Annotated in this window: 19 protein-coding genes; 10 read left to right on the forward strand and 9 right to left on the reverse strand. The window is 64.1% G+C overall.

Annotation, left to right across the window (positions count from 1 at the left end):
- Nucleotides 1-116 precede the first annotated feature (116 nt).
- The 3 genes from Q0L57_RS28315 (at nt 117) to Q0L57_RS28325 (ending at nt 1,866) form a co-directional block, all read left to right on the forward strand.
- Nucleotides 117-764, forward strand: a complete 648-nt coding sequence (locus Q0L57_RS28315; RefSeq protein ID WP_296746380.1) for a hypothetical protein — start codon at nt 117-119, stop codon at nt 762-764.
- A 114-nt stretch (nt 765-878) separates the two neighbouring features.
- Nucleotides 879-1,421, forward strand: coding sequence for a hypoxanthine phosphoribosyltransferase (gene hpt / locus Q0L57_RS28320; protein WP_296746381.1), 543 nt, complete (start codon nt 879-881; stop codon nt 1,419-1,421).
- A gap of 73 nt (nt 1,422-1,494) precedes the next feature.
- Nucleotides 1,495-1,866, forward strand: a complete 372-nt coding sequence (locus Q0L57_RS28325) for a response regulator (RefSeq protein ID WP_296746382.1) — start codon at nt 1,495-1,497, stop codon at nt 1,864-1,866.
- A 6-nt stretch (nt 1,867-1,872) separates the two neighbouring features.
- Here Q0L57_RS28325 and Q0L57_RS28330 read toward each other — a convergent pair whose 3' ends face one another.
- Nucleotides 1,873-2,823 carry a DMT family transporter gene (locus Q0L57_RS28330; protein WP_296746383.1) on the reverse strand — a complete coding sequence of 317 codons (951 nt, stop codon included), beginning with the start codon at nt 2,821-2,823 and terminating at the stop codon, nt 1,873-1,875.
- A gap of 189 nt (nt 2,824-3,012) precedes the next feature.
- On the opposite strand from Q0L57_RS28330, the gene Q0L57_RS28335 reads away from it, so the two are divergent.
- Nucleotides 3,013-3,897, forward strand: a complete 885-nt coding sequence (locus Q0L57_RS28335) for a LysR substrate-binding domain-containing protein (protein WP_296746384.1) — start codon at nt 3,013-3,015, stop codon at nt 3,895-3,897.
- A 37-nt stretch (nt 3,898-3,934) separates the two neighbouring features.
- Here the strand turns inward: Q0L57_RS28335 and Q0L57_RS28340 are convergent, their stop codons facing one another.
- The 6 genes from Q0L57_RS28340 to argH form a co-directional block, all read right to left on the reverse strand.
- The gene (locus Q0L57_RS28340) at nt 3,935-4,300 is read right to left on the reverse strand and encodes a glyoxalase superfamily protein (protein ID WP_296746385.1); all 366 of its coding nucleotides are present in this window, start codon (nt 4,298-4,300) and stop codon (nt 3,935-3,937) included.
- Nucleotides 4,301-4,329: 29 nt separating this feature from the next.
- The gene (locus Q0L57_RS28345; RefSeq protein WP_296746386.1) at nt 4,330-6,921 is read right to left on the reverse strand and encodes a TIGR02302 family protein; all 2,592 of its coding nucleotides are present in this window, start codon (nt 6,919-6,921) and stop codon (nt 4,330-4,332) included.
- Between the two features lie 112 nt (nt 6,922-7,033).
- The gene (locus Q0L57_RS28350) at nt 7,034-7,975 is read right to left on the reverse strand and encodes a threonine/serine dehydratase (RefSeq protein ID WP_296746388.1); all 942 of its coding nucleotides are present in this window, start codon (nt 7,973-7,975) and stop codon (nt 7,034-7,036) included.
- Between the two features lie 26 nt (nt 7,976-8,001).
- Entirely contained in the window at nt 8,002-9,270 is a 1,269-nt protein-coding gene (gene lysA / locus Q0L57_RS28355) for a diaminopimelate decarboxylase (protein ID WP_296746389.1), read from the reverse strand.
- Nucleotides 9,271-9,324: 54 nt separating this feature from the next.
- The gene (locus Q0L57_RS28360) at nt 9,325-9,531 is read right to left on the reverse strand and encodes a hypothetical protein (RefSeq protein WP_296746390.1); all 207 of its coding nucleotides are present in this window, start codon (nt 9,529-9,531) and stop codon (nt 9,325-9,327) included.
- 127 nt (nt 9,532-9,658) lie between these two features.
- Nucleotides 9,659-11,059 (reverse strand): argininosuccinate lyase, encoded by a 1,401-nt coding sequence (gene argH, locus Q0L57_RS28365; RefSeq protein ID WP_296746391.1) that lies wholly within the window; start codon nt 11,057-11,059, stop codon nt 9,659-9,661.
- Between the two features lie 33 nt (nt 11,060-11,092).
- Here argH and Q0L57_RS28370 point away from each other — a divergent pair, with 33 nt between their 5' ends.
- On the forward strand, nt 11,093-11,776 hold the full coding sequence (locus Q0L57_RS28370) for a TlpA disulfide reductase family protein (protein ID WP_296746392.1): 684 nt from the start codon (nt 11,093-11,095) through the stop codon (nt 11,774-11,776).
- Nucleotides 11,777-11,789: 13 nt separating this feature from the next.
- On the opposite strand, the gene Q0L57_RS28375 is transcribed toward Q0L57_RS28370, so the two are convergent.
- Together Q0L57_RS28375 and Q0L57_RS28380 are read right to left on the reverse strand one after the other, a co-directional pair.
- Entirely contained in the window at nt 11,790-14,234 is a 2,445-nt protein-coding gene (locus tag Q0L57_RS28375) for an EAL domain-containing protein (protein WP_296746393.1), read from the reverse strand.
- 156 nt (nt 14,235-14,390) lie between these two features.
- Entirely contained in the window at nt 14,391-15,431 is a 1,041-nt protein-coding gene (locus Q0L57_RS28380) for an endonuclease/exonuclease/phosphatase family protein (RefSeq protein WP_296746394.1), read from the reverse strand.
- Nucleotides 15,432-15,679: 248 nt separating this feature from the next.
- On the opposite strand from Q0L57_RS28380, the gene Q0L57_RS28385 reads away from it, so the two are divergent.
- The 5 genes from Q0L57_RS28385 (at nt 15,680) to Q0L57_RS28405 (ending at nt 20,895) form a co-directional block, all read left to right on the forward strand.
- Nucleotides 15,680-17,032, forward strand: coding sequence for an extracellular solute-binding protein (locus Q0L57_RS28385; protein ID WP_296746395.1), 1,353 nt, complete (start codon nt 15,680-15,682; stop codon nt 17,030-17,032).
- A gap of 96 nt (nt 17,033-17,128) precedes the next feature.
- Nucleotides 17,129-18,013, forward strand: coding sequence for a carbohydrate ABC transporter permease (locus Q0L57_RS28390; protein WP_296746396.1), 885 nt, complete (start codon nt 17,129-17,131; stop codon nt 18,011-18,013).
- 7 nt (nt 18,014-18,020) lie between these two features.
- Nucleotides 18,021-18,935 carry an ABC transporter permease subunit gene (locus Q0L57_RS28395; RefSeq protein ID WP_296746397.1) on the forward strand — a complete coding sequence of 305 codons (915 nt, stop codon included), beginning with the start codon at nt 18,021-18,023 and terminating at the stop codon, nt 18,933-18,935.
- 12 nt (nt 18,936-18,947) lie between these two features.
- Nucleotides 18,948-20,048 carry a sn-glycerol-3-phosphate ABC transporter ATP-binding protein UgpC gene (ugpC, locus tag Q0L57_RS28400; protein ID WP_296746398.1) on the forward strand — a complete coding sequence of 367 codons (1,101 nt, stop codon included), beginning with the start codon at nt 18,948-18,950 and terminating at the stop codon, nt 20,046-20,048.
- 49 nt (nt 20,049-20,097) lie between these two features.
- Nucleotides 20,098-20,895, forward strand: coding sequence for a phosphodiesterase (locus Q0L57_RS28405; RefSeq protein ID WP_296746399.1), 798 nt, complete (start codon nt 20,098-20,100; stop codon nt 20,893-20,895).
- The last annotated feature ends 6 nt before the right edge of the window (nt 20,896-20,901 follow it).

The raw sequence follows: 20,901 nt of genomic DNA on the forward strand, positions 1-20,901 counted from the left end.
CATGGTTAACCGTCGGTTAATTTCGGTTCGTTTTCGACGTTTCACAGCGGTTCCGGTGGGGAAGCGTTAACCAATTGCGTTTACGCAAAAGAAACGAAGACTGCACTGGTGCCGTAATGGCTGACAAACAAACCGCGCGCCCCGTTTCCGGCGAAATCATGACCGGCGTGGCGGCAAATGCCGAGGCCGGGCGCATGGCGCCCGAACCGGCGGCCGACATTGTCGACGCCGACTATGTGGTGCTGCCACGTTTCGCCGGCCGCCCGGAACAGGTCATGGCGCCTGTACCGCCGCAAATATCCGCGGCGCCATCCGTCGAAGGCATGGGCATTCTGCGCAAGCCGGAGGCTACGCCCGCGCGGCACGCTTCACGCGGCGGACCCATCTTCTGGATCGCCGGCGTTGGCATGGCCCTGGCCGCGTTCTGGGTATCCGGCGGGCATGTGCTGGTGCGCCAGAGCCCGTTCTGGGCGAGTTCCGAACCGGCCAGCGCGCTCAGCATTTCCAGTGTGACCTCGCGAATCGATGAGACTGGGCTAAAGCCTGTGCTGTTCGTCGACGGCGAGGCCGCGAACGACGGGGAACGGGCAGAGGCACTGCCTCCGCTCGAAATCCGCGTCACCGACAACGCCAGCAACGTCATCCGCTACAGGCTGGGGACATCCAGCCGTTCCCTGGCGCCTGGCGAAAGATTCGGCTTTTCCAGCCGCCTCGATGTGCCTAGAAACGGCGTGAAGACCGTCTCGGTCACCTTCGCCGGCTAAGGCGTAGCGATATTCAGGTGATGCCGGCCTGCAAATGCCGGTTTCCTGCGCTTTCGGCGCGGCCTGACCTGAATTTCACTGCGCCTTTCGCGATTTCTTTTGGAAAGGTAGTTGATGCCAGTTGTTCGCGGCAAGGACATCGAGGTCCTGTTTTCAGCGTCGGCGATCGCCCGGCGCAATCTCGAGCTCGCCAAGGAAATCGCCGGGCGCGACTATCACGACCTGCTGGTGATCTCGATCCTGAAGGGTTCGTTCGTCTTTGCCGCCGACCTCATTCGCGCCATGCACGATGTCGGCCTCTCGCCTGAAGTCGAATTCATCTTCATCTCCAGCTACGGCGCAGGCACCACTAGCGGCGAAGTCAGGGTGTTGCGCGACATCGACAATGAGGTCGCCGGCCGCGACGTGCTTTTGATCGACGACATTCTCGAATCCGGCAAGACGCTTTCTTTCACACGCGAGCTGATGCTGTCGCGCGGCGCCAGAAGCTGCGCCATCGCGGTGCTTCTCGATAAACGCATGCGCCGCCAGACCACCCTCAATGCCGACTATGTCGGCTTCGATTGCCCGGACTACTTCGTCGTCGGCTACGGCATGGATGTCGCCCACGCTTTCCGGGAGCTGCCGTTTGTCGGCGTGGTGAAAGGCGACGCCTAAGGCCAAACCGAAAAGGCCATGGACGTTTCAAATTTTCAGAAAACGTCAATGTTTCGGCGGCATCTATCTCGCCATGGCAAAGCTTCTGATCGTCGAGGACGATGAGTCCGTCCGCACCCTGGCCGCCCGCGCGCTTGAGCGCGATGGGCACGATGTGGCGATAGCCGCCGACGGCGCGCAGGGGTTGACCCTGATCCAGCAGAATGCCGGCCGCTACGATCTGGTGGTGTCCGACATCCGAATGCCGGAGATGGACGGCATCGAGATGGCGACGGCGGCGGCAAAGCAATTCCCGGCGATGAAGATCATGCTGATGACCGGCTACGCCGATCAGCGCGAGCGCGCCGAGGAGCTCAACGGCATCATCCTCGATGTCGTGCAGAAGCCGTTCACGCTTGCCGAGATCCGCTCCCGGGTCGGTCGCGCGCTCAGCTGTTTCGCCTGACCGATTTCAAGCGGCGTCACCGGTCGCGGCCAAGGCCGGCGCAACGCTGCGCCGCCGCTCGCCGTTGAGCGCAAGCAGGCCCGCGCCAATGATCAGCGCCGCGCCTAGCACCGTCGTTTCGCGCGGGACTTCGGCGAAGAACAGGAAGCCCCAGAGCGGCGACCAGAGGATGCCTGTGTATTCGAAGGTGGCGACGCGGTTGGCCGGCGCCATTCTGTAGGCCTGCGACAGCAGGATCATGCCGGCCGAGGCGACGAAGCCGCAGGCGGCCATCTTCAGGAAATCCGGCATGGCCGGCCACACCCATGGTCGCACCAGGAAGTCCAGGCTCGGATGAACCGCGTGGGTGATGCCCGCGAGGTGAAACACGGTGGCGACGGCGACCGCGCCGCTGAGATAGGCGCCGTTCTGGTAGAAGGCCATCACCGTCGACGATTCGGTGTCGCCGATCTTGCGCGCCATCAATTGCGAGAAGCCGTAGAGGAATGCCGAGCCAAGCGACAGCAGGGCCGCCCAATCGAACAACCCGGCGCCCGGCCGCAACATGACGACGACCCCGACCAGGCCGATCAATACGGTCGCCAGCGTGCGCCAGGAAACGCGTTCGCCAAGATAAGGGCCGGCCAATGCCATGATGAATAGCGGCGCCATGAAATAGAGCGCCACAGCATCCGCCAGCGGCAATGCGGCGATAGCCAGATAGTAGACGGTGTAGGAGCTGAACTGGATGAAGGCGCGCAGCGTCAGCATGCCGAAGCGGCGTGACAGGAGTGCTTTCAGACCGACATCGAGATGGACGATCACGATGAGAATCGGCAGCGCGACGATCGCGCGGATCGCCATCACTTCCGTCACCGGATAAGCGCCGGACACGGCCTTAACCAGCGGGTCCTGCAACGAGAAGACCAGCACTCCGAGGCAGAGGCTCAGAATGCCAAGCACCATCCGGTTCTGCATGGTCGATCCAGCGAAAAAGAACCCGCCACCGTTTTTCAGGCAGCGGGCACGAGTGAGGACTTGTTGATTGGTCCGCGGCCGATTTCGCAACCGCATATCCAATGGGTGAAGCAACTATCCTGCGGCGTTTGACATGTTGCAAACGAATTGGAATGATACCAGCGATCAAAAAAGCTTATGGCAAAACCGATGAAGCCCATGCTCGACAGCGACCTCCTGCGGACCTTCGTGGCGGTCGCCGAGACGGGTAATTTCACCAAGGCCGCCGAAAAGGCCGGGCGCACCCAATCGGCCGTCTCCATGCAGATGAAGAAGCTGGAGGACATGGTCGGCGACAGCCTGTTCGAGCGCGGCTCGCGCGGCGTGGCGCTGACGCGTCGCGGCGGCGAGCTGATCGCCAACGCCCGCCGCATCGTCTCGCTGCTCGACGAGACGGCCGCATCTCTGGTGGCGCCGCCGCTCGGCGGCCTGGTGCGCATCGGGATACCCGCCGAATATGGCCGTACGATCCTGTCGCGGGCGCTGGGCGAATTCGCCAAGCGCCATCCGCGCGTCGAGGTCACCGTGCGCTACGCCCATTCCGCTTCGCAGGTGAGGGCGCTGGCGGCGGGCGAGCTCGATCTCGCCGTGGTGTTCGAGTGGGAAGGATTTTCCGGCGGCGAGGTGCTGATGCACGACCCGACCGTTTGGGTAACCTCGATGCTGCACCACATGCATGAGGAGCGCCCGGTGCCCATCGCGCTTTACAGCCGCGATGGCTGGTGCCGCGACTTCGCGATCAAGTCGCTGCAGCAGCGCGGCCTGGGCTACCGCGTCGCCTATACCAGCGATACCAATGGCGGCCTGGCGTTGGCCGTCACATCGGGCCTTGCGATCGCACCGATATCGCGCAGCAACATCCCGCCCGACTGCCGGGAGCTCACATCCGCAGACGGCTTCGGCGACATCGATTCCTCGAACGTGGTACTGCACCGAAATCCGGTGGCGACCGGCGAAGCCGTCGACGGCATGGAGAATGCGATCCGCGAGGCCTTCATGCTCACAAGGCAGGGGCGCGCCACGGCTGATCTTTGAAGACCGCGAGGTCCGGCAGGATCAAATCCGGTGCCGCTCAGTCCTTCTCGAAGAAGGTCAGGCGATTGCCGAACGGATCGATGACCGTGACCTCTTTCGTGTCCCACGGCGTCGTTTCCAGGCCCGGCCGGTTGAAGCGATAGTTCCTGGCGCCGAACTCGCCGTGCAGGGCGACTATGTCGACCACCTCGACGCGGATGTTGGCCCCTGGCGAGCCGTCGCCATGGTGCTCGCTTAGATGCAACTCGCAACCGTCGCGGGCAATGCCCATGTAGAGCGGAGCGTTGTCGTCGAAGCGATGTTCGAAGCGGACCTCGAAGCCAAGGAAGCCGAGATAGAATTCCCGCGCCTTGGCGATGTCGAAGATGCGCAGGATCGGGGTGATGGTTCCGAGCTTAGGCATGGGGTGACTGTCCGGGATCGTGTGGCGGGCTATTTCAGCTCGAGCAGGCGTTCGAGATAGCTGCGTTCGATGTCGGGGCTCAGCGCATTGCCCAGCCGCTTGCGGATGGCGTCGAGGATCTGGCGGGCGCGCTGGACGTCGATCTCGTCCGGCACCTTGACCGAAGTGCCGTCGTCGGGACCCTTGGTGGCGCGGGGCCGACCGAGCGGATCACGGTCGGCATCCTGCTGGCGTCCGCCCTGCTCGCTGCCCCCTTGATCGCCCTGCATGGCCTGCATCTGCTTCATCATGTCCTTGGCGCCCCGGCGCAATGCCTCGAGCGCGCGGCCCTGGTGGCCGACCGCCTGATCGCCATCGCCCTGGCCGAGAGCCTGCTCGGCATTGCCCATGGACTTGCCGGCCTCACCGAAACCTTCATTGGGCTGCATGCCCATGCCTTCGAGGGCCTTCTTCAGCTGCTCGAGGTCATTCTGCAGCTTGCCCTGGCCCTCCTGCAGCTGCTTCAGCGCATCGGCGAATTCCTGCGGCGTCATCGGCTTCGGCCGGGCAAGGGGATCGCGATCGTTCCCAGGCCCAGGCTGCTGGCCGTCTTCCGATTGGCTCTGCTCGCCGTCCTGTCCAGTCTGCTGGTCGCCGTTTTGACCGCGCTCGCCACGCTGCATCTGGTCGAGGCGGAAGGTGTCGTTCATCATTTCCTGCTGGCGGCGCATGATATCGCCCAGCTTGTCCATCTGCTGGCGCATCTCGCTGTCCTGCTCGCCGCCCTGCTGCTGGCGGCCGGCCTGCAGGTTGTTCATCATGTCCTGCAACTGGGACAGCAACTGCTGGGCACGGTCGCGGTCGCCCGATTTCGCGAGATTCTCGATCTCGTTCATCATGCGGTCGATGTCGCTCTGGCGCAGCTCGCGGCCGTTCTGCTGCATCTGCGGCGCGTTGGGGTTCTGCTGGGCGCGCTGGGCGAATTCCTGCAGGAACTGGTTCATCGCCTCGCGCAGTTCCTTCATCGCCTTGTCGAGTTCCTCGTCGCTGGCGCCGTTCTTGATGGCGTCCTGCAAGGCCTGCTGGGCCTGGCGCAGCCGGCGCTCGGCGGCCGACAGATTGCCCTCCTCGATGCCGAGGGCAATCTCCCAGAGATAAGACACCTCGTTGCGTAGCTGGTCGTCGCTCTCGGAAAGCTTCAAGCGGCTTCTCGCGCTCATGATGGCGAGATAATGCGACATGTTGTCGAAAGTGGCCTCGGGGCGAAGCGTGATGGCGTCCATCAGGTCGAGCACACGCGGCTTGGCGTTGGCGTCGAGCGCCAGCAGGCTGCGCTGCTCGATCACGGCGCGCGCCAGCGGGTTGGCGAAGGGCCGCTCCGGCATCACCAGTGTCTTGGTTTCGCTCGTCCCGGTCTGGCCGGCGTCGTCGGTGGCGATCAGCGTGAGCTTGATCCTGCTGCCGGCCCAGACGTGCTCGGTGAGATCCTTGGTCGTCCGGGCGGTGGTCACCTTGCCGCCGCGGCGCGGCAGCGTCAGCGGCAGGTCGGGCGGGCCGTAGAGCGGATGGGCACCGGCAGAGGGCGGGTCGGCCAGCTCGAACACAGCCTTGGCCGAGGCCGCGCCATAATCATCGTCGATCTGGTAGTTGAGCTCGATGGCGCCGTTGGCCGCGCGCTTAGGCTCGCCGACAAAACGGATCGTCGGCGGCTTGTCGGGGACGACCGCGAAAGCCCAATGGCCGAGATCGTTCTCGCCCGATTTCAGCGTCAGCTTCCCGTCAGTGTTCAGCTTGCCGCTGAACTGACGGACCTTGGGCGCGGCCTGCCCGGCGTCCGGCAGAGGGGTTTTGGGCGCCGCCGGCTCAATCGTGCGGTCATTGCCGTTCGGATCGACATAGCTCAGGGTTTCCTCGCCGGTTCCGCCGGTTACGCGCAGCGAAACGTCGCTGCCCTGCGGCACGGTGAAGGTCTGGGCGGCCTGGTTGGCCTCGGCGGTCAGAAACAACGGCGGCTTGCCGGTATAGGCTGGTGGCGTCACCCAGGCATCGATGCGCGGCGGCACAGCGTCGCGCGTGGCGCGGGCGGCGAAACCATCGCCGATGCTGCCGCCAAACGGGCCAAGGGAGAAAGCGAAGCCGGTGACCAGCAGCAATCCCGCGAGGGCTCGCAGCCCCCAACGGTCATAGTCCGGCACCCTGGGGCGTGGCCGGTCGGCGCCGAGGCTGGAGAGCCGCTCCGCCATGCGTTTCTGGTGCTCGCGCCATAGCGCTTGCGAGAAGAGGCTGTCGGCGCCGCTCGGCCGGTCCGTCTGCACCTGGACGGGGCTGTGCAGCAGCTCATTCGCGGCTTCGATGCGCCTGTCGACCTCTGCCGGCGACGGCATGCGGAAGAAGCGCAGCGGATAAAGCGCTGCGACAGCGGATAGGGCAAACAGGATCAAAAGCGCGATGCGCGCAGCGTCCGGCAGGCGGGGGAACAGTCCGAACCAGGCGATGCTGAGAAACAGGCTGGCGACGATCGCCAGCGGCAGGATGAGCGGCCAGCCGCGCTCGATGACGATCGAGGCCCGCGTCGCCAGCCGGCTGAGCGCCAGACGCCCGGCCAGGCCGCGTTCGCCGCTGGAGATGGGTCGTTCCGTCATCGGCCCTTCCTGCCCGGACAATGGCCCGGACCTCATAGGCAAAAGAATACCAGCAAACACGGCAAAGACGAGGCGTGTTCCAAAATCGTGAAGGCGCCGGGCCGGGTTTCGGTCAGAAATTCGCGGGATTAGTGTTGGAACCGCAGACCAGAACGGCCACCCGTTCGCCCGGGGCGGGCTCATAGCGGCCGGAAAGCATCGCGGCAAACGCTGCGGCGCCGCCGGGCTCGGCGATGATTCGCACGCGGTCCCACAACGCCTTCTGCGCCGCGACGATGTCGTCGTCGTCGACCAGGATCGATCGCTCGACGAAGGCTTCGGCGATCGGGAACATCATTTCGCCGACGCGCTTGGGCGCCAGTGAATCGGCGGCAATGCCCTCGGCCGGCGCATCGACCGGCTTGCCGGCCTCGAAAGCGCGGTAAAGCGTCGGCGCGCCTTCAGGCTCGATTGCGACGATGCGGATGCGGCCGGAGAACCAGGCGGCGATGCCGCCGATCAGCCCCCCGCCGCCGACAGCCACCAGCAGCGTGTCGATCTCGGGCAGGTCGGCCTCGATCTCGAGACCAAGCGTGCCCTGGCCGATCAGCGTCTCTTCCTGGTTGAAGGCATGGATCTGCAGGGCGCCGGTCCTGGCGGCGAAATCCTCGCTCGCGGCGAGCGCCTCGGCGTAGCGGGCGCCGCCGACGACCAGTTCGGCACCGTAGCCGCGGATGCGTTCGAGCTTGGCTGGCGGGCTGACCTCGGGCACGAAGATGGTGGCCTTGTGGCCAAGCTTCATCGCCGCATAGGCAACCGCGGCGCCGTGATTGCCGCCGGACGCGGCGACGACGCCGGCTTCGGGAACCTGGCGCTCCAGCAGATTGGTGAAGGCGCCGCGCGCCTTGAAGGAACCGGAATGCTGCAGGCATTCGAGCTTGAGGTCGACGGCGAAGGACGGACGTCCGAAGTCGGCCATGTCGACGCGCATCACCGGCGTGTGCCGAACGTAAGGGCGGATGCGGGGTTCGACTGCCGCGATGCGTTCGCGCGTGATCGTCCTTGTGTCCGACATGATCTGCTCCTGTGGTGATTAGACCCCTACTTCAGCCAGTCGGGCAGCGAATCCAGACCAATCAGCTCGTCATAGGTCTGGCGCGGCCGCACGACATGGTAGCGGTCGCCGTCGACCAGCACTTCCGGTACCAGAAGCCTGGTGTTGTAGGTACCGGCCTGCACGGCGCCATAGGCGCCGGCCGTGGCGACGGCGATGAGATCGCCCGCCTTCAGCCGCGGCAGGTCGCGGTCGAGGCCGAGGAAGTCGCCGGTCTCGCAGACGGGTCCGACGATGTCGACCTTCGTCCGCGGCGTGGACGAGGGCTGCTGCACCACTGGCTTGATGTCATGAAAGGCGTCGTAGAGCGTCGGCCGGATCAGGTCGTTCATGGCGGCGTCGACGACCAGGAAGTTCTTGGCGTCGCCTTCCTTCACATAGATCACCTCGGAGACGAGGATGCCGGCATTGCCGACGATCAGCCGGCCGGGCTCGAACATCACCTTCAGGCCAAGGCGGGTGACGTGCTTCCTGACAATCTCGGCATAGGCATCGGGCAACGGCGGCGGGCTGTTATCGAGGCGATAGGGAATGCCAAGGCCGCCGCCGAGGTCGACATGGTCGATCGAATGCCCGTCGGCGCGCAGCACGCCGACCAGTTCGGCCAGCAGCGCGAAGGCGTCGTCGAAGGGCTGCAGCTCGGTGATCTGGCTGCCGATGTGGGTGTCGATGCCGGTCACCTTGATGCCGGGCAGTTCGGCCGCACGGGCATAGACCTGCCGGGCTCGCTGCCACGGGATGCCGAACTTGTTCTCGGCCTTGCCGGTCGAAATCTTCTTGTGGGTCTTGGCATCCACATCCGGATTGATGCGCAGCGAGACAGGCGCCACCTTGCCGAGCGCCGCCGCGCGTGCCGACAGCAATTCCAGTTCCGGCTCGGATTCGACGTTGAAGCAGAGGATGCCCGCCCCAAGGGCGAAGTCCATTTCCCGGGCAGTCTTGCCGACGCCGGAAAACAGGATCCTGTCGGCCGGAATGCCGGCGGCCAGGGCGCGGCGCATCTCGCCTTCCGACACCACGTCGGCGCCGGCGCCGAGCCGGCCAAGCGTCTTCAGCACAGCCTGGTTGGAATTGGCCTTCATGGCATAGCAGACAAGCGCGTCGAGGCCGGCAAAGGCCTCCTTGAAGACGCGGAAATGCCTGGTCAACGTCGCCGTGGAATAGCAGTAGAACGGCGTGCCGACTTCAGCGGCTATATTGGGGATCGCCACATCCTCGGCGTGGAGCACGCCGTCACGATAGTCGAAATGGTTCACGAGAAAAGCTTCCGGACGTTGGAGCTCGACGAGATCGGGTTGATGCCGTCGGCTTTAGAGCAATGGATCGAGGATGAACTTCCTGTCCTTGACCGGTTTCTCCGGCTCGGGCGGCACCGGCTGCTTGGCTTTCTCGGCATCCTTGCGCGCCTGCTCGGCCGCCTCATAGGGCGTGTCGAGGCCGGTCCTTCGGCCGCAGGCCGTGACGGCGACCATCGCCGCGAGCAGCGCCAGCGTCACCAAAATCCTGCCTCGGGTCATCGGTCCACCGTCTGAACTGTTTTCTGTGCTGCCGCTTTTAGCCGAGTTTTCAGCGCATTGCATCCCGGCAATTGTTTTGATGCATGTCGTTGTCCCAGTACCGCTGCACGCTTCTGGGCGACATGCATTAAGCCTTGGCCAGCCGCTTTTTCCAGTAGCGGATCTGCTTCCTCACTTCCGATGGCGCGGTGCCGCCGAAGCTGACGCGGCTCTTCACCGAATTCTGCACGGCAAGCACCGAGAAGATGTCATCGGTGATGCCTGGATGGATCGACTGAAGGTCCTCCAGCGAAAGCTTTTCCAGCCCGACCTTGTTCTCCTCGGCGAGCGCCACGGCGCGGCCGGTGACGTGATGCGCCTCGCGGAAGGGAAGGCTGAGATTGCGCACCAGCCAGTCGGCCAGGTCGGTGGCTGTGGTGTAGCCGGCGCCGGCCGCCTTCTTCATGGCGACGGCATTCACCGTCATGTCGCGCACCATGCCGGTGGTCGCGGCAATCATCAGGTCCAGCGTCTCGGCTGCGTCGAAGACCGCTTCCTTGTCCTCCTGCATGTCCTTGCCGTAGGTGAGCGGCATGCCCTTCATGACGGTCAGCAGGCCGACGAGGTGGCCGTTGATGCGGCCAGTCTTGCCGCGCACCAACTCGGCAGCGTCGGGGTTCTTTTTCTGCGGCATGATCGAGGAGCCGGTGGAGAAGGAATCCGACAGGCGCACGAAGCCGAACTGCGGCGTCGACCAGATGATGATCTCCTCGGCGAGCCGCGACAGATGCGTGCCGCAGATCGCCGCCATGGAAAGGAATTCGAGCGCGAAGTCGCGATCCGAAACGCTATCGAGCGAATTGCGCGTCGGCTCGCGAAAGCCGAGCGCCTTCGCCGTCATATGGCGGTCGATCCCAAAGCTGGTGCCGGCAAGGGCGGCCGCGCCCAGCGGGCTTTCATCCATGCGCTCGATGGCGTCCTCGACGCGCGAGAGGTCGCGGCCGAACATCTCGACATAGGCCATGCAATGGTGCCCGAAGGTCACCGGCTGCGCGGCCTGCATGTGGGTGAAGCCCGGCATGACCGTTGCCGCATGTTCTTCCGCGCGTTCGAGGAAAGCGGCGATCAGCTCCTTCAGCGCCCGCGCGACGCGCTGGCACTCCTGCTTGACCCAGAGCCTGAGGTCGACGGCCACCTGGTCGTTGCGCGAGCGCGCCGTGTGCAGCCGCCCCGCGGCCGGGCCGATCAGGTCGGCAAGGCGCGCTTCGACATTCATGTGGATGTCTTCCAGCCTCGTCGAGAACTCGAACGTGCCGGCCTCGATCTCTTTCAGGATCGTGTTCAGCCCGTGAGCGATTTTTTCTTGATCGGCCGCCGAAATAATGCCCGTTTGCGCCAGCATCTCGCTATGGGCGATCGATCCGCTTATGTCCTGGGCATAGAGTTTGCTGTCGAACCCGATCGATGCGTTGATCGCTTCCATGATCGCGGCCGGACCCGAGGCAAAACGTCCGCCCCACATCTGGTTGCTGGCCTTCTTGTCGCTCATCGCTATAACCCGTGCTCCGGAGCAGTATTGAAAATGGCAGACGGCAATAGATTTCTTATTCCGGCCCCGCGCCTCGTGTTTGCCGCCCTGGTGGCGGGCGTTCTGGCGGGCGCGGTCGCGGTATATGTCAGCGAGGGCGGTTCTGGCAACAATGCCCCCGTCAAGGTCGCCAAGGCCGACAGCAAGGACAACGTCGCCTGCGAGACCAAGGCCGCACGGGCCAAGGAGGTCGCGGCCAAGGCCGTCGGCCAGGTGGCGGCGCTGCAGCCGGCCGATCCGCCGCAATCGTTGAAGAGCCTTGCCTTCAACGGTCCCGACGGCAAACCGATGACGATCGCAGATCATGCCGGCAAGACGGTGCTGCTCAACCTGTGGGCGACGTGGTGCGCGCCGTGCCGCGCCGAAATGCCGGCGCTCGACGCGCTGCAGAAGGAAAAAGGCGGCAATGCCTTCGAGGTCGTGGCGGTCAATGTCGACACCGGCGACGACGCCAAGCCGAAGAAATTCCTCAAGGATATCGGTATCGAGACGCTTGGCTACTACCGGGATTCGACCATGGGCCTGTTCAACGAGGCGAAGACGCGCGGCCTGGCGCTCGGCCTCCCCGTCACGATGCTGATCGATGGCGAAGGCTGCCTGATCGCGCATATGAACGGTCCCGCCGAATGGTCGAGCCCGGATGCCAAGCGGCTGGTGGAAGCAGCGCTTGCGCCCTGATCCCAGGTGACGGTCAGTTCGAGCGTAGCGCGGCGGCCGGCTGAAGCATCAGGATGCTGCCGCCGCGAGCGCTGACGCTGCGGTCGTTGGCCGCCGGCGTCGGAATCCCCGTCAGGTCGCCGAACGCCTCGATCGGGCCCGGGCGGCCGAGATAGTAGCCCTGGCCGATCTCGCAGTCCTCGGCGTCGAGGAAACGCAATTCGTCCAGGGTCTCAACGCCTTCGGCCAGAACCGGCAGGCCAAGGCCGCGTCCCAATCCGAGCACGGCACGCACGATCGCCGCGATCTGGCCGTTCCTGTCGACCGATTTGATGAAGGATCCGTCGATCTTGATCTTGTCGAACGGGAAGGCGCGCAGGTTGGACAGCGATGAGTAACCGGTGCCGAAGTCGTCCATGGCGACGCGCACGCCAAGCGCCTTGACCTGGCGCAAGGTCGCAAGCGCCCTTGGCATGTCCTTGATGAGCGCCGTCTCGGTCACCTCGAGCTCGAGCCGGCCGGCAGCCAGGCCGGACCGCAGCAGGACCTCATGCACCTTGCCGCTGAAATTCGGATTGTGGAGCTGAACCGCGGACACGTTGACGGCGATCATCAGGGGATTTCTCCAACGTGCGGCCTCTTCGCAGGCCGTCGCCAGAACCCATTCGCCGATCTGGGCGATGGTGCCGCTGTCCTCGGCCACCGGGATGAAGACCGAGGGCGGGATGTCGCCGCGTTCGGGATGGCGCCAGCGGATCAAGGCTTCGAAGCCGATCATCCGGCCGCTGCTGATCTCCTTCTGCGGCTGGTAGACAAGGCGGAACTCGCCGCGCGCGATGGCATGGCGCAAGTCGTGCTCCAGGACGCGGCGGTCGCGCGCCTCGGCGCCCATCGCGGCTTCGAAATAGCGGTAGGTGTCCTTGCCCTCGGCCTTGGCGCGGTAGAGCGCCGTGTCCGCATGGCTGACAAGCGCCGCCTCTTCGTCGGCGTCCTGCGGGCAAAGCGCGATGCCGATGCTGGCCGAGACCAGGCCGCCGGCGGGCGACAGTTGGTTCTCCTCGCGCAGGGCAGCGAGCACGGCCTCGGCGATGCGGCCAGCGGCCCGGGGATCGGGAAGGTTCGGGGCGATAATGGCGAATTCGTCGCCGCCAAGGCGCGCCAGCATCTGTCCATGGCGAAGCACGCGCGAGGCGCACTGCGCGACTTTCTGCAGCATGGCATCGCCGGCGGCATGGCCGAAGAGGTCGTTCACCTCCTTGAACCGGTCGAGATCGAGAAGCATTAGCGCCAGCTGGCCATTCGCGCCGCTGCCGCCCGCCGCGGCTATCTCTGCCTCCAGCCTGGTGGCGAAGTTGCGGCGGTTGGCGAGCCCGGTGAGCGGATCGAAATGCGCCAGGCGAAGGATTTCCTGCTCGGCCTTCCTGCGTTCGCGGATGTCGCGCACGGCGATGACATCGTGGGGCTTGCCGCAATAGTCGATGCTTCGCGAGATCAGTTCGACAGGTATCCGGGCTCCGTCGCGGCTGTATAGCTCGGCTTCCTGGGGTTGGCCGTTGCCGCTCGCGATGCCCGACGCGATGCGTGCTCCAAACAGGTCATCGAGCATCATCCTGTTCAGCGTGGCGCTGGCAATACCGCTCAACGCAGCGATGCTGTCGTTTGCACTGACGATGCGGTTGCCGTCGCAGACGATTAGCCCCTCCACGGCCGCATTGGCCAGGCCATGCATGCGCTCGGCTTCGGCCCGGTGGCGGCGGAAGCGAAGGTCGATCCAGAGCGCTGTTGCCGAGAGCACGAGGATGATCAGGCTCGCCGCCGCGGCGGCCAGGGCCTGCGATGTCGGTTCGATGGTGAATTGAGAGATCTCGATCGACGAGTCCGGGTAGATCGAGACGGCCGCCATGGCGATGAAATGCAGGGTGCAGATCGCTAGCGTCAAAAGGATCGCGGCGGCTACCGTCCCCAGGGTCGACGGGCGTCGCAGCACGACAAGCATCGACAGCGCGGCGAGCGTCAGGCCCGCCACCAGCGAGACGGCGACGAGCAGCGGGTTCCATATGATCCTGCCCTGAACCTCGAACGCGGCCATGCCAGTGTAGTGCATGGTGGCGATGCCGGTGCCGAGCACGACGCCACCGACGAGGGTGTAGTCGATGCCGCGCCGCACCGTCGCGATCCACATTCCCGCCGCCGTCAGGATGACGGAAGCGGCCAGCGAGAGCGCCGAAAGTTCGGCATCGTAGGCGTTGGGTATTCCCGGCGTGAAGGCGATCATGGCGATGAAGTGTGTCGCCCATATGCCGAAGCCGGTCGCGGTGGCCGCGATCAGCAGCCATGCATAACGGTTTCGATTGGTCGACTGATCGACATGTCGAAGAAGATTGACGGCGGAGAAAGACGAGATCCCGCAAATGAGCGCCGCAAGCGCGACCAATCTCAGATCATGCTCGTGCACGATACAATTATAGACGGTCAGCATCTTGCTTCACCCGATCTTCACGCGTCAATCAAGGGCAACGAGAACGATTAGAGCCTGATGGCTGAAGAATCGCTTATTGCACCTGCAACCGACACGTGCTTGTCAGGTTGTGCATTTCTAGGCCGTGTCTGTTTCTTGCGGCACGGAAGGCTATTGTTATTTTAAACCTACTGTGACGACCAATGCATCGTGATCGGAGCTCGGGCTGCCGTCGGGCAAAATCGCCGGCAGAGTGGCCTGGGCGCTTGCCGCAAGGCCTCGGGTGAAGAACCAGTCGACACGGCCGACCGGCGTCGGATCGCCGGCCGCGCGCCGCTGCGTCGGCCGGTCGAGCGTATTGGCATCGCGCCAGTCGTAGCCGCGCTCAGCCATGACCGCGAAGAGGGGCTCGTGGCGGTCGGGGCATATCAGCCGGTCCGGTTCGGCGGCAATGCGCTTTAGCCACGCGGCCGGGTCGTCATTGCGTTCCGGATAGGTGGCGGTCAGCGTGTTGAAATCGCCGCCGATCAGCACCGGCGCGTCCGCGTCATATCTTTCGATGGCGTCGAGCAGGTTGCGCGTCTGATCGACGCGGCCGGCGGGGTCGGTGCGGTTTTCGAGATGCGCCGAGACGACGGTGACCCGGCGGTCGCCGATCATCACCTGGCCGCCAAGCGCCATACGGCCACCGATACGCGGCTGGCCGTGCTCCGGCAGGAACCAGGCGCCGGCAGCGTCCAAGCGAACCAGAAACGGTCGCAGCAGTGGGATAGCGCTGGTTATGGCGTTGCCGTGAAAGCCTTCGGCATTCTCTGCCGTTCCATTCGCCACCTGCTCCGTCTCGTTGCCGTTGCCCAGCTCGAGGAACTCGACGCCGTAGGCAAAGGCGTGGCCGAGGCTTTCGGCAAGCCGGCTCAGCGGATGGCCGTTGCCGGAGCGCGCCATACCCTTGTCGACCTCCGACAGCAGAACGACATCCGCCCTCTGGTCGGCAATCGTTGCAGCAATGGCATCGATATGGCGGAGCCGCTCGACGTTCCAGGCGATCACGGTCAGGCTCTCTCCGGCATTCTCGCGCGACGCCTTGCCGCCGATCTCAATTTCGCCCAGTGCTGGCGTCGCGGCGGCATGGCGCAGATGGGTCGCGCTGTCGCGGGCGCCGTCCCGCATCGCCCGCCGCTCTGCAAGGGGCACATGTGTCAGTTGCGGGACCAGCATGCCGTGCATCCATTTAGCCGGTTAATCACAAGGTCTTTACGCCGTCCTCCGGCACCCTAGCTACCTAGAGCGCCGATGTGACGTTTTCATGCAGGCGAGACCACCGAAAGGGAGGAGCGACCGGCCGTCCATAAGGCCTGGCTAACGAGCCTGGAGCAACAACAGAACTGTCACATACCTTCTCTAAGAGAGCGGGCCAAGGACTTGCGCAAGACCCTTGTCACCAGTCATTTTAAGAGGGAAAAATTATGACGATCATCAAGCGGGGCCTCACTGCCCTTGCCGCCGGCGCGCTCAGCGCAGCTCTCGCGGTGCCTGCCGTCGCGGAGCCGGTCAAGTTCGATTTCTGGTTCGGCCTTTCGGGCGATCTCGCCCGCGTCGTCGACACGCTGTGCAAGAATTTCAATGCCTCGCAGTCCGACTATGAGGTCGTGTGCACCAGCCAGGGCAATTACGACGCCACGCTGCAGAACACGATCGCCGCTTTCCGCGCCGGCAAGCAGCCCACCGTCGTCCAGGTCTACGACGTCGGCACCGCCACAATGATGCTGTCGGGCGCCTACAAGCCCGCCGACAAGCTGATGGAAGAAAACGGCTACAAGATCGATTACGCCGATTATTTCCCGGGCATCGCCCGCTACTATGCGACCTCGAAGGGCGAGATGCTGTCCTTCCCGTTCAACTCGTCGACGGCGCTGATGTACTGGAACAAGGACGCCTTCGCCAAGATCGGCAAGACCGAGGCGCCGAAGACCTGGGAAGATGTCGGCGCCGACCTCAAGGCCATGAAGGACGCCGGCTATGATTGCCCGATGGCCATCAACATCTCGGCCAACGAAAGCTGGCAGCTGATGGAGCAATTCTCGGCGCTGCACAACCAGCCGATTGCGACCAAGAACAACGGCTATGACGGTCTGGACGCCCGTCTCGAGGTCAACAAGACCAAGTTCGTCCAGTACGTCTCCGATCTCAAGAAGTGGTATGACGCGGGCCTCATCAAGATCAAGTCGAAGGATCTCGGTCAGGACATGGTGCAGGCCTTCGCGACAGGTACCTGCCAGGTCATCCTCACCTCTGTCGGCGACCATGGCACGGTGGGCCGTACGCAGAAGGAAGGCATGAAATGGGATGTCGCCGAATTGCCGGTCTATGCCGGCACCGAGCGCAAGAATTCGCTGGTCGGCGGCGCTTCGCTGTGGGTGCTGTCCGGCAAGTCGGACGCCGAATACAAGGGCGCCGCCGCCTTCCTCAACTTCATCCACGACCCCAAGACCGCTTTGTTCTGGTCGACCAACACCGGCTATATCCCGGTGACCAAGTCCGGCTTCGACTTCATGAAGTCCGACGGCTTCTACGACAAGGCGCCCTACAAGGGTCGTGAAGTGGCGATCGAAAGCCTGACCGCTTCCGAGCCGACCGAGATCACCCGCGGCGTGCGCCTCGGCAACTTCACCCAGATCCGCGCCGAGTTCGGCACGCAGATGCAGGCGATCTTCGCCAACAAGGTCACCGTGCAGCAAGGCCTTGATGCGCTGGTGAAGAACGGCGATGCGATCCTGGAGCGCTTCCAGCAGACCTATCCGGGTAAGACCCTGCCCTGATCCCGGATAGCGGAACGGCCGCCCGCCGAGATTCGACGGGCGGCCATTTCATATCTAGGGTCACCAAGAGAGCGGTTCAGCGACATCGGCGGATCGATGGAAAAACGCGTCACTTTCTCAAGATGGACGATCGGTATCCTTTTCGCGGTGCCGCAGCTCCTGCTGATCTTCACCTTCTTCTACTGGCCGGCGGGGCAGGCGGTTTACTGGTCGCTGACCTTGCAACAGCCCTGGGGCGGCGGCAACATCTGGGTTGGCCTCGACAATTTCCGCTCAATCCTGTCCAACGCGGATTATTGGAATTCGATCACCGCCAGTCTTGTCTTCGCCGGGATCAGCACCGGCCTTGCGATGTTCATCGCGCTCGTGCTTGCCGCCCTGACCGATCGACAGCTTGCCGGCTCATGGCTGTATCGCGTGGTGCTTATCTGGCCCTACGGCATCGCCGCGCCGGCGCTGGCGCTGGCGTTCCGCTTCATCCTGGCGCCTGAAGCCGGCTTCATGGCCGTCGTAAACCATTTCTGGCCCGGCCTGTGGGATCCGGGCCTCGATGGTGCGGACGCCATGGCCTCCATCATCATCGCCTTTTCGTGGAAGTATGTCGGTTATAACTTCATATTCTTCCTCGCCGCTTTCCAGGCCATACCGCGCTCGCTGATCGAGGCGGCGGCGATGGACGGTTCGGGCGTCATCAGGCGCTTCTGGGATATCCAGTTCCCGCTGATCACGCCGACGATTTTCTTCCTGCTGGTCATCAATATCACCGAGAGCTTCCAGGACTCGTTCGGCATCGTCGACATCATGACCGCCGGCGGGCCTGCGAACGCGACCAATCTGATGGTCTACAAGATCTATTCCGACGGCTTCAAAGGCCTCGATTACTCCGGCGCCGCCGCGCAGAGCATCATTCTTATGGTGCTGATCATCGCGCTCACCATTGTCCAGTTCCGCTTCATCGAGCGGCGCGTGCACTATCGTTGAGGCGAGCATGGTCGAGCGCACTCCGATCCTCAACTTCTTCACGCATCTGATCCTGTTCGCCGGCTTCGTGTTTTGCGTGGCGCCGTTCGTCATCGTGGCGATCGCCGCCTCGCACAACCTCAAGGACGTCAACGACGTGCCGATGTCGCTGCTGCCCGGCAGCGATTTCTGGGTCAACATCAAGACGGCATGGACGACCGCCGATCTCGGCCCGAAGCTGTTCAACTCCTTCATAATGGCGTTCGGTGTCGCCGCGGGAAAGGTGATCATCTCGGCGCTCACCGCCTTCTCGATCGTCTATTTCCGCTATCCCGGCCGCACGCTGATGTTCTGGCTGATCTTCATCACGCTGATGCTGCCGCTCGAAGTGCGCATCGTGCCGACCTATGCGGTGGTCGCCAACGTGCTTGAGCCCTACCAGGCGATCCTGGATCTGACGGGGCTTTCCTGGCTGATCCAGAAGATATCGGGGGTTCAGGTCCAGCTCAGCCTGGGACTGCTCAATTCCTACAGCGGTCTGATCCTGCCGCTGGTCGCCACTGCGACCGGTACCTTCCTCTACCGCCAGTTCTTCCTGACTGTGCCGGACGAACTGACCGAGGCAGCGCGCATGGACGGCGCCGGCCCTCTGCGGTTCTTCATCGATGTGTTGCTGCCGCTATCACGGAACAATATGGCGGCGCTCGGCACCATCATGTTCCTGTGGGCCTGGAACCAGTATCTTTGGCCGCTCCTTATCACCACGGATCAGTCGCATGCGATGGCGGTAACGGAACTCAAGCAGCTGATCCCGAATGTGGGCGGGGCGCCGGAATGGCACATCGCCATGGCGGGCACGCTCATCATCATGCTGCCGCCGCTGATCGTCGTGGTGCTGATGCAGCGCTGGTTCGTGCGCGGGCTGATCGCCACCGAAAAATAAGGAGACGAAAAAATGGCCTCCATCACCATCCGCGGCGTCAAGAAGAACTACGCCAAGACGCAGGTCGTGCACGGCGTCGACCTCGACTTCGCGTCCGGCGAATTCGTCGTCATTCTGGGACCGTCCGGCTGCGGCAAGTCCACGCTCTTGCGCATGATTGCCGGGCTGGAAGAAATTTCCGAAGGCACGATCGCCATCGACGGCACGGTGGTCAACAAGCTGGAGCCGCGCGAGCGCGGCTGCGCCATGGTGTTCCAGAACTATGCGCTCTATCCGCATATGAGCGTGGCGCAGAACATCGGCTATTCGCTGAAGGTCGCCGGCGTCCCCGCCGCCGAGCGCAACCAGCGAATCCAGGCGGTCGCCCGAGTCCTGGAACTGGAGAATCTGCTCGACCGCAAACCGATGGCTTTGTCCGGCGGACAACGCCAGCGCGTCGCCATGGGCCGCGCCATGATCCGTGAGCCCAAGGTTTTCCTGTTCGACGAGCCGCTCTCCAATCTCGACGCCAAGCTGCGCGTGCAGATGCGCTCCGAAATCCGCAAGCTGCACAGGCGGCTGAGTGCGACCTCCGTCTTCGTCACCCACGACCAGGTCGAGGCGATGACGCTGGCCGACAGGCTGGTGGTGATGAATGGCGGCCGCGTCGAGCAGGTCGGCACGCCGGCGGAAGTCTACAGCAGGCCGGCGAGCCGTTTCGTGGCGACCTTCGTTGGCGCGCCGGCCATGAACATGCTCGAAGGCATGGTCACGCTCGATGGCGTTTCGCTGCTCGGCGGCAGCCGCAAGCTCAATGTCTCGCGCGCCGGCCTGCAGGTCGGTTCCAAGGTCGCGGTTGGCGTCCGGCCGGAGGCCGTGCGCATGGTGGCGCCTGGAACGCCGGGCGCGCTCGAAGCCACCGTCGACCTCGTCGAGGAGCTGGGCGCGGGGCGGGTGATCTATGTCGATCTCGACGGTGCGCCGTTCTCGGTGGTGACCTCGGAGGCCGTCCATCCCGAACCGGGCAGCGCGATCGGCCTGCAGTTCGCGGGCTCCGACCTGCACTTCTTTTCTTCCGAAACCGGCGGGCGACTTGATGTGTTCAAGGCTTCGGTGCCGGAACCGGCGCTGTAAGCCGTTGGCCGGCAGCCGATTTTTACAAGCTTGATTGAGGGTTCAGGGAATGAAGATCATCCAGGTCACCGACGTCCATCTCGGCCGTCGGGGTGAAATCCGCTATGGCGCCAACCTGCATGAACGGCTCGATCGCTGCGTCGACCACATTAATACCCGCCATGGCGATGCGACGCTGTGCGTCTTCACCGGCGACCTGACCGAGGCCGGCGAAGCCGAAAGCTATGCCGACCTGAAATCGGCGCTCGGCCGCCTTACCGTGCCTTACCGGCTGCTGCCCGGAAATCACGACCGGCGCGCCAACCTGATCGCAGCCTTTCCCGACAATCCGATCGACGACAACGGCTTCGTGCAATCGGCCTTCGATACGCCGGAAGAACGGCTGCTTTTCCTAGACAGCCTGGCGGAAGGCCGCGTCACCGGGGAATTGTGCGACAACCGGCTCGCCTGGCTGGACGCGCGCCTTGCCGAGGCAGCGGGCAGGGCGGCCTATATCTTCCTGCACCATCCGCCGGTCGAACTCGGCCTGACGCTTCTCGATCCGCTCGGCCTCGAACGGCCGCGACGCTTCCTTGACCTGCTCGCCCGCCACGGCAATGTCCGGTACATCTTTTTCGGCCATGTCCACCGCGACATCGCCGGCACGGTGGACGGCATCCCGTTTTCCGCGCAACGCGGCCTGCATGCCCGCTTCATGCTCGACCTCGTCGGCGACGAGGTGGTCGAACAGGCGCCGCCCGCCTATTCGATCGTCCTGATCGACGGTGCTCGCGTCGTCATCCACAGCTGCGATTTCCTGGAGAACTGGCCGCTGTGGTCGCCGGCGACCGGCGAGCGCGTGCGGTAGCAGCAA

It is taken from the genome of Mesorhizobium sp., from assembly GCF_024509055.1.
In the GTDB taxonomy this organism is placed as follows: Bacteria; Pseudomonadota; Alphaproteobacteria; order Rhizobiales; family Rhizobiaceae; genus Mesorhizobium.

Bases quoted from the DNA above. Each gene is read 5' to 3' on its own strand.
- Q0L57_RS28315 (WP_296746380.1), top strand. From the start codon at position 117: ATGGCTGACAAACAAACCGCGCGCCCCGTTTCCGGCGAAATCATGACC.
- hpt (WP_296746381.1), top strand. From the start codon at position 879: ATGCCAGTTGTTCGCGGCAAGGACATCGAGGTCCTGTTTTCAGCGTCG.
- Q0L57_RS28325 (WP_296746382.1), top strand. From the start codon at position 1,495: ATGGCAAAGCTTCTGATCGTCGAGGACGATGAGTCCGTCCGCACCCTG.
- Q0L57_RS28330 (WP_296746383.1), bottom strand. From the start codon at position 2,823: ATGCAGAACCGGATGGTGCTTGGCATTCTGAGCCTCTGCCTCGGAGTG.
- Q0L57_RS28335 (WP_296746384.1), top strand. From the start codon at position 3,013: ATGAAGCCCATGCTCGACAGCGACCTCCTGCGGACCTTCGTGGCGGTC.
- Q0L57_RS28340 (WP_296746385.1), bottom strand. From the start codon at position 4,300: ATGCCTAAGCTCGGAACCATCACCCCGATCCTGCGCATCTTCGACATC.
- Q0L57_RS28345 (WP_296746386.1), bottom strand. From the start codon at position 6,921: ATGACGGAACGACCCATCTCCAGCGGCGAACGCGGCCTGGCCGGGCGT.
- Q0L57_RS28350 (WP_296746388.1), bottom strand. From the start codon at position 7,975: ATGTCGGACACAAGGACGATCACGCGCGAACGCATCGCGGCAGTCGAA.
- Q0L57_RS28360 (WP_296746390.1), bottom strand. From the start codon at position 9,531: ATGACCCGAGGCAGGATTTTGGTGACGCTGGCGCTGCTCGCGGCGATG.
- argH (WP_296746391.1), bottom strand. From the start codon at position 11,059: ATGAGCGACAAGAAGGCCAGCAACCAGATGTGGGGCGGACGTTTTGCC.
- Q0L57_RS28370 (WP_296746392.1), top strand. From the start codon at position 11,093: ATGGCAGACGGCAATAGATTTCTTATTCCGGCCCCGCGCCTCGTGTTT.
- Q0L57_RS28375 (WP_296746393.1), bottom strand. From the start codon at position 14,234: ATGCTGACCGTCTATAATTGTATCGTGCACGAGCATGATCTGAGATTG.
- Q0L57_RS28380 (WP_296746394.1), bottom strand. From the start codon at position 15,431: ATGCTGGTCCCGCAACTGACACATGTGCCCCTTGCAGAGCGGCGGGCG.
- Q0L57_RS28385 (WP_296746395.1), top strand. From the start codon at position 15,680: ATGACGATCATCAAGCGGGGCCTCACTGCCCTTGCCGCCGGCGCGCTC.
- Q0L57_RS28390 (WP_296746396.1), top strand. From the start codon at position 17,129: ATGGAAAAACGCGTCACTTTCTCAAGATGGACGATCGGTATCCTTTTC.
- Q0L57_RS28395 (WP_296746397.1), top strand. From the start codon at position 18,021: ATGGTCGAGCGCACTCCGATCCTCAACTTCTTCACGCATCTGATCCTG.
- ugpC (WP_296746398.1), top strand. From the start codon at position 18,948: ATGGCCTCCATCACCATCCGCGGCGTCAAGAAGAACTACGCCAAGACG.
- Q0L57_RS28405 (WP_296746399.1), top strand. From the start codon at position 20,098: ATGAAGATCATCCAGGTCACCGACGTCCATCTCGGCCGTCGGGGTGAA.